This window comes from Chryseobacterium sp. 'Rf worker isolate 10' (assembly GCF_050753305.1).
Taxonomy (GTDB): Bacteria; Bacteroidota; Bacteroidia; order Flavobacteriales; family Weeksellaceae; genus Chryseobacterium.
On the sequence record NZ_JBOZOF010000004.1, the window covers coordinates 174,233 to 189,154 of the forward strand.

Consider the following 14,922-nt stretch of genomic DNA (forward strand, 5'->3'; position numbering starts at 1 on the left):
TTGGCAAAAATAATTCTAACAGATGAGCATTTTAAAAGGAGTAGGTGTTGCATTGGTAACGCCCTTTAATGAAGATTTATCCGTTGATTTCGACAGTTTAACAAAACTTGTTGAATATAATATCGAAAACGGAACCAATTATTTAGTAGTATTGGGAACTACGGCAGAGGCCGCTACGCTTTCTGCAGAGGAGAAGAAACAGGTAATTGAGCATATCATTAAGGTGAATAATAAACGTCTTCCTTTAGTTTTAGGAATTGGCGGCAACGATACTCTTGACGTAAAGAAACAGATCGAAGAAGCAGATCTTTCAGCATTTGAAGCAGTACTTTCAGTATCTCCGTATTATAATAAACCGAATCAGGAAGGTCTTTACCAGCACTATAAAGCTTTAGCTTCCACAGGGAAGAATATTATTATCTATAATGTACCCTCAAGAACAGGACAGAATGTAGAAGCAGATACAACGCTTCGTTTGGCAAAAGAATTTCCAAATTTATTCCTGATTAAGGAAGCTTCACCTAATATTTTACAATATTTTGATATTTTGAGAAAGAAACCTGAAGGATTTTCTTTAGTTTCAGGTGATGATGAATATACATTACCAGTAACGCTTGCAGGAGGAGATGGCGTGATCTCTGTAATCGGACAGGCGTATCCTAAAGAATTCTCTACGATGGTTCAGTTAGCTTTTGAAGGTAAGGTAAAAGAAGCTTATGAGATCCATAATAAGCTGGTAGATATTACCCGTCTTATTTTTGCTGAAGGAAATCCTTGTGGTATTAAAGTAATTCTGACTGAAAAAGGGATTATCAAAAATTTCTTAAGACTTCCTTTAGTAAAGGCTTCAGAAGGTCTTCATGCTAAGATTAAAGCTGAAATGGCAAACATTTAAAGAATGGCTGAATATGTTATCTGGTCACGAATTTTGAATTTTTCCAGTAACATTTTAATATTCCAATAAACTTATTAGGTGAAAGGTTAATACTTTTCACCTTTTTTGTATTCCATTTTTGCTGAATGGAAGGCTTGTTGAAGTATAAAATTTAATATATTCAGGTAAGAATTTTTATAAAGTTTACGTTTGAAATTAAAATAGAAACAAAATTTAAAATAATGAAATTAATAGAAGCAAAAGAAAAGGATATTCCTTTGATTCAGGATTTGGCAAGAAGGTCGTGGGAGAGTGCATATGTGGGTATTATTTCCAATGATCAGATCAATTATATGTTGGAAGAAATGTATTCTAAAGTTGAAATTTCAAAGCATCTTGAGAATACAAACTATCATTATTATTTAATTTTTGATGAGAATAATGATTCTTTTGAAGGCTTTATTGGTTATGAACATGGTTATGAAGAGGGTACGACAAAGCTGCACAGAATTTATCTTGTTCCGGAAAGCAAAGGAAAGGGGTTTGGGAAAGGAGCACTTGACTTTCTGAAGGAAAAACTTGCTGAAAGTAATGACAAAAGAATCATATTAAACGTAAACAAAGACAACAACGCAAAAAAATTCTATGAATCTCAGGATTTTAAAGTATATAATGAAATGATTTTGGATATAGGGAATGGTTTCGTGATGGATGACTATCAAATGGAGTATATAATTCACTTTGATTTGACTTAAAATTCTGTAACATTTAATTATAATTCTATAACAAGTGATGTGTTTTTTTGATTCATCTTTGCTTCAGAACCAAATCACTTATAACAATACATTCATATGCTTGGTTTTGAGCTGAACAGCTTTTTATCAGTATATTTTTTTCATCCTTAGTGTTTAAATTCCTGTATTCAATAATACAGGAGTTTTTGCGTATATACCCCAAAATAAAAAAAAGACAGCTATTTCACTTTTAAATGAAATAAATTGTTATATTTACTAAATAATATTGGCTTATATAATACTAGGATGAAAATGTATGTTAAATTTGATTTCAATGCCCTTTGCAAAAAGGTATTGGACGAGAAACTTAAAGAACACGGGCTGAAGTACAGGTTGCTGAACTTCGGTGAAGTGGAGTTCTATGAGCCCCTTACTCAGGAACAGCATAATCTTTTTAAGAAGAATCTTGAAGATTATGGTATCGAAATCATAGAAAGCCAGAAAACTGCACTGGTACAAAAAATAAAAGATGCCATCGTAGAATTGGTCTTTTCTGATGAGATTATACCGGTAAAAGCATCTATTTATATTTCTGAAAAACTGAATCACAGCTACGGATATCTTTCCAATCTATTTTCAGAAGTTGCCTATACTTCAATTGAGAATTTTATTATTCTTCAAAAAATTGAGCATGCGAAAGCCCTGATTATACGAAATAAACAGAGCCTTACAGAAATTGCCCATAAACTGAATTATTCCAGTGTGGCACATTTGAGCACTCAGTTTAAAAATACAACAGGAGTTACACCATCTCAGTTTCAAAAAATTATTGGCAAACGAAGAAGAATCCAAAGCACGGTAATAAACCCAAAAATGCAGTATGAATAAAGAATTTCTGAACGTAATAGTAGCAGATAACGATGAAAACACTTTAATTTTTTTTAAAAATATTCTGAAAGAGCTGAAAATCTCTATAAAAGTTCAATGCTTCAGCAACGGGAAAGATCTGATGGAATATCTTAATAATGAAGATGCTGTAGTTCCGGAAATCGTTTTCATAAAATATACAATCCCCGGAAAAGAAAGTATGGAATGCCTTGAAGAAATTGAATCAAATTCAAAATTCAATAACATGGTTACAGCTATTTTTTCTGAACCTATTCCGGAAGATGAGATAGAAGATATTTTTGTAAAAGGAGCTAATATTTTCATGAAAAAACCCGAGTGTTTTGAGAAGCTTAAAAAGGTTCTGTCGGAAGTTATTACCATCAATTGGCAGTATCATACATCAGGATTAAACAAAGATCATTTCATCCTTAAAGTTTGATTAATAAAGGATTTATTAATTTAATATTAATAAATCATAAATCATATTTATTGCATACTATTCACAAATAAGTGAAAATTTTATAACTAATAATTAAAATAATATAAAAAGGATTTGAATTAATATACTGACATTTGTAAAAGTAAACTCAGACACAAATTTCATTATATAGTAGAAGATACAGATGAATGAGAAGTAATTGTTTCTAAAGAACAAAAAATTATATAAATCACGATGTTAGTTAAACAAAATGGATTATAATAATTTTCCAATTTTAAAGCATAGAAGATCTTTAAACAAAACGGTACAATCATGAAAACTCAAAAGTAGTTGGAGATATTTTTATTCGTTTCATTCCCTCATCTCCACCGAAACACAGTTAGTTTTTATAATAAGCAAGTTGGAAAAAATAATTCATTTTGTTTTTTATAATTTATTTTAATAGTTATGGTTTTTAACTTATTCAAATAATATTGTATATAAATATTTTCACACCACACCACATCACAAAATATTAAGCTAGAACTATTAAAATAAATTTTTTTGGAGCAGACCAAAAAGTAATTTCTTCTAAATAACAGTTTTATAAGGGGGCCGCAGGAAAATTTTTCTGCGGTTTTTTTTATGAAATTTTACTCCATTTATTTTTCCCTTTGTAATATCTGATATAATAGTTTTTGATGATCAGATTATCGGGTCTGGAAAGCATAGGATCAGCTTCCAGGATTCTTTCTACCGTATTTTTTGTAGTCTTAATGATCGCCGAATCATTGATGAGGTCCAGTCTCTTAAAATCTACCACACCACTTTGCTGAGTACCCAGAATGTCTCCGGGACCACGAAGCTGCATATCCACCTCAGAAATTTTAAAACCATCATTAGTTTCAGTCATTGTCTTGATACGTGTTCTGCTTTCCTTGGATAATTTGTCAGAGGTCATCAGAATACAGTAACTCTGTTCAGCACCTCTTCCCACACGCCCTCTCAGCTGGTGGAGCTGTGAAAGCCCAAATCTTTCTGAACTTTCAATTACCATTACCGAAGCATTAGGTACATTTACACCCACTTCAATCACAGTAGTTGCCACCATGATTTCAGCTTTCCCGGAAGCAAAATAAGCCATTGCAGCATCTTTTTCATCCGGTTTCATCTTTCCGTGAAGCATGGTTACGTTATAATCTGAGAAAAACTCCATAACGTGTTCCAGTCCTTCCATTAGATTTTTATAATCCAACGTTTCAGATTCCTCAATAAGAGGATATACGAAATAGACCTGCCTGCCTTTTTTAATTTCATCTTTACAGAAATTATACACATATAATCTGTCTTTTTCACGTCTGTGAGCTGTAATAATAGGTTTTCTTCCTACAGGCATCTCATCAATTACAGAAACATCCAGATCAGAATAAAAGCTCATTGCCAGTGTCCTTGGAATAGGAGTGGCGGTCATCACCAGAATATGAGGCGGAATTTTATTCTTTGCCCAGAGTTTAGCCCTTTGAGCAACTCCAAATCTATGCTGCTCATCAATAATTGCTAATCCAAGATTTTTAAATTTAACCTTATCTTCTAAAACAGCATGAGTTCCAACCAAGATTGAAAGAGAACCGTTTTCTAGTTCCTCATGTATAATTCTTCTTTCCGCAGCTTTGGTAGATCCTGTTAGAAGGCGGATATTGATTCCTGTTTTTTCTAATAATTCTTTGATCCCGTTATAATGCTGCTGAGCAAGAATTTCCGTAGGGGCCATCAAACAGCTTTGAAAGCCATTATCCATAGCGATCAGCATTGTAAGAAGAGCAACCATTGTTTTTCCGGAGCCTACATCGCCCTGCAAAAGCCTGTTCATCTGAATCGGCCTCTTCATATCCAAACGAATTTCCTTTAAAACTCTTTTCTGTGCATTCGTAAGTTCAAAAGGAAGATGATTTTCATAAAAATCATTGAAATGATCTCCGATAATAGGAAAAGGATTACCATGAGACTGTGTTTTATGATGGAGTTTTTTTAATCCATATCCTAGCTGAAAGAAAAAGGATTCTTCAAATTTCAATCTATAATCAGCCTTATCAAAGTGGATCTGATCCTTTGGGAAGTGTACATTCAGAAAAGCGTGCTGCCTTGATATAAACTTAAAGGTTTTCATCAGGTAATCCGGAAAATTCTCTTCAATAAGATTGGGAATCTCCCTGCAGATATTTCTCAATGCATTCTGAAAAAATCTTTGATTTAAACCTCTCTTAGTCAGTTTTTCAGAACTTGGATAAATCGGTTTAAGACGGGTATCTCCCTCTTTATTTTCTTCAGCTTCTATTTCCGGATGAGGCATAGAAAACTGACGGTTGAAAACATTGATCTTCCCAAAAATATAAACCTCTTTGTTAATAGGAAGCTGCTCTTTCAGCCATTTGGAATACTGAAACCAAACCAGATCCATACTGCCTGTTTCATCATTGAATTTTGCAGATAATCTTTTCGTTTTTCCAGTCTGGATTTCCTGTACATGAGTGATTCTTCCCTTTAGCTGTATTTCCTGACTGGTTTCTTCTTTCAGTTGGGAAACGGTATAAATTTTACTTTTGTCCAGGTAGCGGATAGGATAGAAATTCAGCATATCTTCCACGGTAGATAAGCCCAACACACTTTTGATGAGTTTGGCTCTTTCCGGACCTATTCCTTTTACATATTCTATGGAGGTTTCGAGATTCATCTTCAGGTTTCGGGATGCGGATTTTAGAATTTTTTTGATCCTTATTTCTGACAAAAGAAATAAAGGTTCGAATTTCGGTAAAATAAAAAAGACTTCCAAAAAAATTGGAAGTCTCTATAGTGAATTTTTAGAATTGAAACCGAAAATCAGGATTCAAAGTTCTAAATTAATCTTTGATTTTAGATTTAAACTTTTTCTGATAATCCTCCCATTGCTCTCTGGTCTTGATTTTTTTGAATAAATCTTTCGAGATCAGTTCCAGGTAAGGTTCCAGTTCTTTTGCTGAAAGTTCCCCCTGAAGAATGGTGATAGGATCTCCGTGTCCATCCAGAAATACTGTACTTGGGACGGCTCCTACATTCATATATTGGGTGAATTCATGCAGTGAGTTTTTTCCTTTTTTATGTTCAGTATCAGGATTGGAAAATGTTCTTCCGAAGATCTCAATACTCTTTTTTTCTTCTGCATTAAACTTTACAGGATAGTAATTCTCGTTTAAAATCTGAGCAATTACCGGATGCCCGTAAGTTTTCTTATCCATTATTTTGCATGGGCCACACCAATCTGCATAGAAATCAATCAGTATTTTTTTTGGATTTTCCTTTTGAGCTTTGAGAGCTTCCTCAATGGTCATCCACTTTACCTGAGCAAAACTAAAATTTAATAAAAATAAGAGTACTATGCTTAAAATTTTCTTCATATTGTGGTATTTATGTAAAAATAAGCATAATTACTTATTTTTTATTTTACATCCTGCATTAATTTTTTCACGTACGGAGATATCAAAATTAATACCACTCCGGCAATTACCGCGTATAAACCCAATTGTTTATATCCATCAGTATAAGTGATTAATTCATCATAGTTGGTAGAACCTTTTTTTGCGGTAGCAAGACTGGCTCCGATAATCCCTGCAACATACTGTCCATAGGCAGAAGCGAGAAACCACATTCCCATCATCATTCCCTGAAGATTCTTAGTAGAAAGCTTGGTCATGATGGATAATCCGATAGGAGAGAGACACAATTCTCCAAGAGTAATGATTAGCAATGCCAATGTGAAGAAATTCAGTGAAGTGATTCCCTGAAGGTCTGCAAATAGACGGGTTGCAAACAAAACATAATATCCTAATCCTAGGAAAATAAATCCTAATCCGAATTTGATAATCGTGTTAGGTTCAATTTTTCTTTTGTTGAGCCAGATCCAAAGAAGCCCGATTAATGGAGCAAGGAAAATAATGAAGAAAGCTCCTCCTGAGTTATTCACCCCATTTGGGTCTAATCCTAAGAGGTCTTTGTTTAGATTTTTAGCCGCGAAAATACTTAAAGAACCTCCACTTTGTTCATAAATTCCCCAGAATATGATTGAGAATATAATAAATACTAGTGCTGCCCAAAGCTTTTTACGCTCTGAAGCTGTTACTTTAGACATTTCATAGAACAAATAGATTAAAGTTAATGGCCCGATGGTCCACATAAAATAATCTGTATATTCTGTCTTAGCAACCATTGTCATAATGATAGGTACAAAAACCAATGATAAAACATATACTCCGTATTCTTTCCATTTTGGTATTGGAGCTGTTTTTTCTTCTGCTAAAGGATGTCCTGGCTGTAGGCCAATAGTGCCCAATGTTCTTTGAGTGAATACAAAGTTAATTAAGCTTACCACCATTACTATTGAAGCAAGTCCGAAAGCAATATGCCATCTCATCTCTTCTGCGATCACATTACTTAGAAATTCTCCCTTACCGATGGCAATACACAAATAACCTCCTAATAATGCCCCAAGATTAATTCCCGCATAGAAAAGTGAGAATCCTGCATCCGCTCTTGAATCATTAGGTTTATAAAGCTGACCTACCATAGATGAAATATTAGGTTTGAAGAAACCTGTACCTACTACAGTGAATGCTATTCCTAAGAAAAAGAATTTGTGGGGATCTGTGGCAAGAATTAAACTTCCTACGATCATTAGAAGACCACCCCAGAACAGGGATTTTCGGAATCCTAAAATTTTATCGGCAAAAAGACCTCCTACAAAAGTAAAGGCATATACGAAGGCCTGGGTGGCACCATATTGAAGGTTGGCTTCTTTTTCATGGAAATTAAGCTGTGAGATCATAAAGAAAACCAGCATTCCGCGCATTCCGTAGAAACAGAAACGTTCCCACATTTCAGAGAAAAACAGGCTCCAGATTTGTCTGGGATATTTTCCTTTGAAATTTTGTATTTCATCTAAAGTTAAGCTCATAATGATATATGATTAAGTTCTAATTAGGGTTTTTATTTTCCTGATCCAGTTCAAAACGGATTCTGTCCTGATCAATAATTTGTTTTAATTCTTCTTCTTTTGGGAGGTACAGCAGGTATTTGCTGGCAAATAAATTGTTTTTATCATTGTGAATGGAAAAAGTCTGTAGTGAGTCCAACTTAATTGTTGACGCAATGCGTCAACAATTGGAAATGCTGTGTAAAACTTCCGCATATTGGATAAGTTGGTATAATCAAACCCTTTTCCAAATTCTAATGTAAGCTTCTGAGAAAGTTTTTTCAGCGTATACTTTCCATATTCTGCCCGTTCTTTTCCCTGTTGTTCATCTTCAACAATAAGTTTTCCAATCTGCCAGTAAGTGAGCAGTAGCGTAGAATTCGCTATTCGAAAAACTTTTTCGCGCGATTGTCTAACAATTTCCTTTACGGATTGGAATAAAGAATCTTCGGAGATTTCCATCGTACGAAAATAAAAAAAACCTCTGACTTAGCAGAGGTTTTATTATATTTTGTTGATACAATTAGTTTACACCGTGCATCATTTTCTTTAAGATCGGTGAAATTAAACCTAAAATCACAGAAGCAATACCACAAAGTACTACGAATACCATGAAGAATTCAAATAGATTGTGAATTTCAAATCCTACAAAAGTAGGGTTGTGTAATGGAAGCTGAGCTTTATCAAAAGCGGCAATCTGATCAGCTGTCAGGGTTACTTTTTTATCCAAAACATCCTGTAAATTAACTCCCAATTCTTCAGCTTTCTTGAATTTATCACCTGTTGCAGGGATAAGCGCTCCTAATGAGCCTGCTAATGCATAACCAGCAGCGTTAGAAATGAAGAAAACACCATATAGTAATGAAGCAAATCTTTTTGGAGCTAGTTTACCAACCAATGATAAACCAATTGGAGAAAGGCAAAGCTCACCACAAGTCTGGATGAAGTATAATACCATTAACCATTTGATTGCTAATAATCCTGAGTTTCCAAGATCTTTTACATTGTGTGCAATGATGAAATAAGAAAGAGCAATTAATGCTAGTCCCATTGCCTGTTTGAACGGTGATACAGGCTCTTTTCCTTTAGCTCTTAATTTGTCCCAGCATAAACTGAAAGGAACTGCTAAAAGGACTACGAAAATACCGTTGAAGATCTGAACCATTGAAGGAGGCATATTCCATCCGAAAATGTTTCTGTCAGTCTGGTTATCCGCGATAAACGTTAATGAAGATCCTGCCTGTTCAAATGCTGCCCAGAAGAAAATAATAAAGAATGATACAATGTAGATTACCCAGATTCTCTGTCTTTCTACCTTATTTTCTGCAGAAGACATAATTAAGAAGGCAAGAGCAATACCAGCTGAATAGATGAATGGATAAATGATTCCTTTGATCAGTTGTCCCATTTCTACGGAATTGAATCCAAACTCACCTACAAGAAGGTATCTGAAAACGAAGAATAAAACAACAAATATTCCTCCTGTAATTCCTAAAGCCTGACCTGAAAATTTAGCAGTTTGAGTTTCTCCTTCTTCGAAGTCAGCACTTGTATTATTTTTCGGTAATCCTCCGATAGGTCTTCCTTCCGGAGTTACTACATATTTGTTTTTAAGGATAAAGAATGTTACAGTTCCGATTACCATCGCAATAGAAGCTGCTAAGAATCCCCATTTGAAAGCAAAGATATCTCTTACTCCAGTTGTAGCATCTTTTACGTCTCCTACGTATGGACAGATAAACTGGCCTAAGAATGCTCCGATGTTGATCCCCATATAGAAAATGGTAAAAGCAGAATCCAGTTTAGATTTTTCCTGCTTAGGATAAAGGCTTCCTACCATTGAGGAAATATTCGGTTTGAAGAATCCGTTACCAAAAATAATAACGAATAATGCCAGCCACATGATCATTTTGGAACTACCCAAATCTGCGGAGAAGGTAGAAGCACTAATGAATAATAAGAACTGGCCAATAGCCATTAATGATCCACCAATGATGATTGCGAATCTGTTTCCTATATATTTATCAGCAATAAATCCTCCCAAAAGAGGTGTTAAATAACATAAAGCTAGAAATCCACCATAGATGATCGCAGCATCAGCTTCTTTTATTAATAAGGAATTTACCATGAAGAGCGTCAAAAGAGCTCTCATTCCATAAAAGTTGAAACGCTCCCACATTTCTGTTCCGAAAAGAACCCATAATCCTTTAGGATGCCTGGAATTCTTATTCTCTACAAATTCATCCGGTTTCGGACTCAATGCTTCAATATTATCCATTTCTATTGTTAATTTTTGTTAAGACTGACAAATATAGTTTATTTTGGGTTTTTGGCAAGGTTTTAATTTTATTTTTAAATAAAAAAGCTGCGGAATAGTTCCGCAGCTTGCTAATCGTTATAATATCAAGGATTAATGTCCTTTTTCTTTCATGATTTTGTTCAGTCTTTTTAACATAGAAAGACCTAAAAGTGTAGCAAATATTAACAAAGCGAAGTTCACAAGGAAATAATTCGTCTTGTTTTCGTAATTATACCATGTACTTGCCAGTATTCCCGAAAGCTTATTTCCAACAGAATTGGCAAGGAAGAAACCTCCCATCATCAATGCTGTAATCCTTGCAGGAGAAAGTTTGGAAACAAAGGAAAGTCCCATAGGAGACAGACATAGTTCACCGATAGTAATTACTCCATAACTGGCAACCAGCCATAATGGAGATACTTTCACCGCTCCGTTATCTCCGGCCATTACAGCTAAAACCATCACCAGACAGGAAAGTCCGGAAATGAATAATCCTAAGACAATTTTTGTAGGTGTCAGCGGTTCTTTGCCTTTTCTTCTCAATAATGCCCAGAATCCTACAATGACAGGAGTAAGAGCAATTACCCAGAACGGGTTGATAGACTGGAATAATTCCGTATTGTACAGATATACTTTATTTTCAGGGTTTTTCTCAAGGGCAGCACGCTGCTCAGGTGAAATGTTTTTAAAATAAACATCTTTCCCCATTTCTTTCTTCGTTTCCCCGTTATCATCTTTTTGAGAACGGAACTGATTGTCATAAACAGGTGTTTCTTTGTCTTCATAGCTTTTTCCGTCCACCATATAAATTCCTTCCAATGGTTTTTCAAGAGAAGCGGGAACACTTCTGTCTGTATAATAATTGGCCCATCTTGTCAAAGCTGTTCCGTTTTGTTTGAAAACAGCCCAGAAGAACATACTGATCAGGAATACGGATAATAAAGCTCCGATCGATGCTTTTTCATTAGGTTTAGCTTTAAAGTAAAGAGAGGCGTAAAAGTAAATTACAGGAACACATGCAAAAATAAAAGCATCCGTACTATCGCTTCCGAAGATATTATTAGGAATAAACCAACCTATGGCTCCTGCAACAATAGCTGGTACAAATACTTTCAGCATAATTTCTGAAAGCTTTGTATCTCCTTCCTGTACTGGTTTCATCTGTGCAGCATGAATATAATGCTTTCTACCGATTGTAAAAATAACCATCCCGATCAACATTCCAACTCCCGCAGTGATAAAAGCCTCACCCCAACCGAATTTATTACGCATGAATGCCGCAATAATGTTACAGATAAATGCTCCGATATTGATTCCCATATAGAAAATATTATATCCGGAGTCTTTATTGGCCTTATAAGGTTCCTCAGAATAAAGGTTTCCTAATAAGGTTGAAATAGTAGGCTTAAAGAAACCATTTCCTATTATTATTAATGCTAAAGAGGCATAAAATAAAGGTAAATCTTTAAAAACGCCCATTCCTATATATCCCGCAGCCATTAAAAAACCACCCAGATAAATAGATTTAATATATCCCAACACTCTGTCTGCCAGGAATCCTCCAATGAAAGGGGTTAAATAAGTTAAGGCAATGTAAGTTCCGAAAATATCATCAGCAGTTTTGTCTGGCAGTCCAAGCCCTCCTTTCATACCGGTAGGCTCAATGACATACAGAACAAAGATTCCAAGAATCAGGTAGTACCCGAAACGCTCCCACATTTCTGTAAAAAAGAGAAAGGGCAGCCCTTTAGGATGTTTAGTCTTCATATATTCAATTTTCAAATTTCCCAAAAATAGGTTTTTAATTTCAATTGATAAAATAAATAATACTGCGGTAAATGATTAATGAAATAAATAAGAAATATGAATGTGCATAAGGGTTTTCTATATATAAAAATCTGTACACATCCGGTAATTTACAGGAAAGTTAAAACGCAAAAAATATACATATGTATTTCCTTTCGTAGTGATATTTGTTTTCTACTTTCGTCAATGTCAATAGTGACATATCATTTTAAAAAAACATTTTTATGAAAAAACTTGATTTAAAAAAGATGAAAGGAATTTTATCCAGAGATGAGCAAAGAAAAATTAAAGGAGGAATGGTCGCTCCTGATGCAAGTGTAGGATGTGGATGTACGAATGCTGCTTGTGCAAATACTCATAATGGAAATGGGGATTCTTATTGCAATGGTACTTTCTGTTGTGGGTAATCAGTGTCAATCTTTTAAAATGGCAACAGGAAACTGTTGCTATTTTTTTGAAATGCAAAAAGCGATATTAAAATGACACGCAAAAGTTATACTGCTGTTATCAATTATCTGGATAATAATAAAATTTATATTGATAAGGATGAGTTTGAACTTCAATTGGAAGGGCATCCGGATTTCCCAAGCCTTCTGGCATTTTCTGATGCTTTAAACTTTTTCAATATTGAAAATTACAGTTACAGAATTGATAATGATGAAAAAGATATTTTACCTGAGGATTTTTTGGCTTTAGTAGAAGGAGAGCTAACTGTTGTAAACAATAAAAATAACAGAATAACAGTTAATGGTTCTCCAACAGAATATTTTTTTTCAGAATGGGAAAATATAATACTGATTGTAGATCCATCTGAAGAGCAGCCCCAGACAAAAACAAAATTTCAGTATGCCCCTGTTAATTGGGGAATTGTAGCTTTGTTATTTCTGTTTCTTTTCGGATATGATTCCTCTAATCTGGTTTTGAAACTAATCTTTGCTGCTACTGGTCTCATCGGATTTATCTTTGCCTATGAAGCCTACAAAAAAACTCATGGAAAAGGAACATTTATACCGGTGGGAGTGTGTAAAAGCGATTATCTGAATACAGATTGTGACCTGGTTTTTAATTCAAAAAAATGGAAAATTTTTAATAAAATCGATTTATCTGAGATTTCACTGCTGTTTTTTACCGGTCAGATCGTTTGTTTTATTGTATTGAGTCTGATAAAAAACATCGAATTCTTTTTTGAGATCTATCGGTATGGGCTATTTGCATTCGTGCCCGTTGCTTTCTTATCGTTATTCTATCAGATATTTGTGGTTAAAAAATATTGCCCTGTCTGCATGGTAATCATAGCTTCTGTATGTATTCAGTTGCTTGCTTCCAATCTTATTTTCTTTACGAGCAAACCAATTGATAGTAGTGCTATTGCCTTATTTATCATTGGCTGTTTTGGTTCTCTCATCGTTTTGCTGAACCTTCGAACAAAAAATCAAAATGCACAGAAAGATGAAAATACCCTTAAAAGAAATTTAAAATTCAGGAGAAACTATCAGTTTTTCAAAAATAATTTGTCTTTGCAGAAAAGATTGACCAATAAAGATTTTTCAAGTGCTTTTGTGTTTGGAAATGAAAATGCAGATCAAATTTTGACTTTTGTTACCAATCCTTTTTGTAAGCATTGTAAAGAATTTTATCCCATTTTTCTGAAGCTGGTTAAAAAATATTCTGATGAGTTGAGAATCAATATTTTCTTTGATGTAGACCTTAGTAGAGATGATTTGGATAACAGAATGGTTCATCTAAATCTTACCAATATTTATATTAATAGCGAAAATAAAATAGAATTTTTAGAAGCCTTGAGCGGCTGGTATGATGTTCAGGGGTATAGTGAAAACAAAAATGAATGGTATAAAAAATATTCCAAATATTTTGGAAGTTCAGAGAATGCGCTTGCATTATTAAAAGGACACGAAAAGTGGGTAAGCAGCAATAGTGTGCATTTTACGCCCAATATCTTTATGAATGATATGGAATATCCGATTCAGTATGAGAGAGCAGATCTGGAGTTCTTTATCCCGGAATTTTTATCTGAAAATTAAAATTAGTTATGAAAAATTTATTATTTATACTACTGGGAACATGCATGATGTTTTCACAAAACAACAGGTTCATCTATGAGGTCAAATACAAGAAAGATTCAACCTTAAAAGATATTACTAAAGAAAATTACTATCTGGACATCACAAAACGAGATATAACCTATTATAACAGGTTGTATTATATTAGGGATTCTGTATTTACTACTACCGGACAATCTCCAATTAATAGACTGACCTCTTTTCTCATCAAAAAAAAGAATAACCCATCCTATCAAAACTATGAATACATTGGTGATGTGAACTTCTATAAAATTAACGGAAAAGCAGAACAGAGTTGGAAAATTTCAGATAGTATCAAAACATTTGAAGGTTATCACGTTCAAAGGGCTGTAACGGAGTTTGGTGGAAGAAGTTGGATTGCTTGGTTTTCCAAAGATATCCCAATTTCTTACGGACCCTATAAATTCAATGGTTTACCCGGATTGATTATGGAGCTTTATGACACAAAAAAAGATTATTATTTTAAAGTCATTAAAACTGAAAAAATTCCGGAAGGTTATCAGCATATTTCATTAGAAAGTTTTACCTCCAGAGCTATTCCTGTTAATGAGAAAGAATTGAATAAATTGAAGTTAGATCTTTATTCCAATCCTTTTAAATATGTTTTGAATGGAAATCTTACAATTCCCGAAGGAAAAAAGTTGCTGCTTGATGACGGAACGGTTCTCTCCAAAGAACAGCTGAAACCGGCAGAAGCCAACGAAAGAAAAAAATTAAAAGCCTTTAATAATCCTATAGAATTGGATAAAGCTGTAAAATATCCTTGATGAATATGCTAATAAAACTCCCTTTCAGAACT

The 14,922-nt window shown here is 34.1% G+C and carries 13 protein-coding genes; 7 read left to right on the forward strand and 6 right to left on the reverse strand.

Annotated elements, in window-relative coordinates:
- Positions 1-22 precede the first annotated feature (22 nt).
- From dapA to LKL37_RS18750, 4 genes are all read left to right on the forward strand, one after another.
- Complete coding sequence (dapA, locus tag LKL37_RS18735; RefSeq protein WP_431611971.1) at positions 23-895, forward strand: 4-hydroxy-tetrahydrodipicolinate synthase; 873 nt, start codon at positions 23-25, stop codon at positions 893-895.
- Between the two features lie 221 nt (positions 896-1,116).
- Positions 1,117-1,629, forward strand: coding sequence for a GNAT family N-acetyltransferase (locus LKL37_RS18740; protein ID WP_431611972.1), 513 nt, complete (start codon positions 1,117-1,119; stop codon positions 1,627-1,629).
- A gap of 285 nt (positions 1,630-1,914) precedes the next feature.
- Positions 1,915-2,496, forward strand: a complete 582-nt coding sequence (locus tag LKL37_RS18745) for a helix-turn-helix domain-containing protein (RefSeq protein WP_431611973.1) — start codon at positions 1,915-1,917, stop codon at positions 2,494-2,496.
- Entirely contained in the window at positions 2,489-2,935 is a 447-nt protein-coding gene (locus tag LKL37_RS18750) for a response regulator (RefSeq protein WP_431611975.1), read from the forward strand. Before LKL37_RS18745 ends, LKL37_RS18750 begins: the two co-directional genes overlap by 8 nt.
- 622 nt (positions 2,936-3,557) lie before the next feature.
- Here the strand turns inward: LKL37_RS18750 and recG are convergent.
- The 6 genes from recG to LKL37_RS18780 all read right to left on the reverse strand — a co-directional run bounded on the left by recG (position 3,558) and on the right by LKL37_RS18780 (position 11,982).
- Positions 3,558-5,651, reverse strand: coding sequence for an ATP-dependent DNA helicase RecG (gene recG, locus LKL37_RS18755; protein WP_431612153.1), 2,094 nt, complete (start codon positions 5,649-5,651; stop codon positions 3,558-3,560).
- A gap of 160 nt (positions 5,652-5,811) precedes the next feature.
- Positions 5,812-6,345 carry a thioredoxin family protein gene (locus LKL37_RS18760; RefSeq protein WP_431611977.1) on the reverse strand — a complete coding sequence of 178 codons (534 nt, stop codon included), beginning with the start codon at positions 6,343-6,345 and terminating at the stop codon, positions 5,812-5,814.
- 41 nt (positions 6,346-6,386) lie between these two features.
- Positions 6,387-7,898: a peptide MFS transporter gene (locus LKL37_RS18765; RefSeq protein WP_431611979.1), complete on the reverse strand. Its 1,512-nt coding sequence runs from the start codon at positions 7,896-7,898 to the stop codon at positions 6,387-6,389.
- Positions 7,899-7,982: 84 nt separating this feature from the next.
- On the reverse strand, positions 7,983-8,378 hold the full coding sequence (locus LKL37_RS18770; RefSeq protein ID WP_431611980.1) for a DUF1016 N-terminal domain-containing protein: 396 nt from the start codon (positions 8,376-8,378) through the stop codon (positions 7,983-7,985).
- A 61-nt stretch (positions 8,379-8,439) separates the two neighbouring features.
- Positions 8,440-10,194, reverse strand: a complete 1,755-nt coding sequence (locus LKL37_RS18775) for a peptide MFS transporter (protein WP_431611981.1) — start codon at positions 10,192-10,194, stop codon at positions 8,440-8,442.
- A gap of 132 nt (positions 10,195-10,326) precedes the next feature.
- Entirely contained in the window at positions 10,327-11,982 is a 1,656-nt protein-coding gene (locus LKL37_RS18780; RefSeq protein ID WP_105704065.1) for a peptide MFS transporter, read from the reverse strand.
- A gap of 263 nt (positions 11,983-12,245) precedes the next feature.
- Here LKL37_RS18780 and LKL37_RS18785 point away from each other — a divergent pair, with 263 nt between their 5' ends.
- The 3 genes from LKL37_RS18785 to LKL37_RS18795 all read left to right on the forward strand — a co-directional run bounded on the left by LKL37_RS18785 (position 12,246) and on the right by LKL37_RS18795 (position 14,890).
- On the forward strand, positions 12,246-12,428 hold the full coding sequence (locus tag LKL37_RS18785) for a hypothetical protein (protein ID WP_431611982.1): 183 nt from the start codon (positions 12,246-12,248) through the stop codon (positions 12,426-12,428).
- Positions 12,429-12,500: 72 nt separating this feature from the next.
- Positions 12,501-14,063: a vitamin K epoxide reductase family protein gene (locus LKL37_RS18790; RefSeq protein ID WP_431611983.1), complete on the forward strand. Its 1,563-nt coding sequence runs from the start codon at positions 12,501-12,503 to the stop codon at positions 14,061-14,063.
- Positions 14,064-14,071: 8 nt separating this feature from the next.
- Positions 14,072-14,890: a GLPGLI family protein gene (locus tag LKL37_RS18795; RefSeq protein WP_431611984.1), complete on the forward strand. Its 819-nt coding sequence runs from the start codon at positions 14,072-14,074 to the stop codon at positions 14,888-14,890.
- The last annotated feature ends 32 nt before the right edge of the window (positions 14,891-14,922 follow it).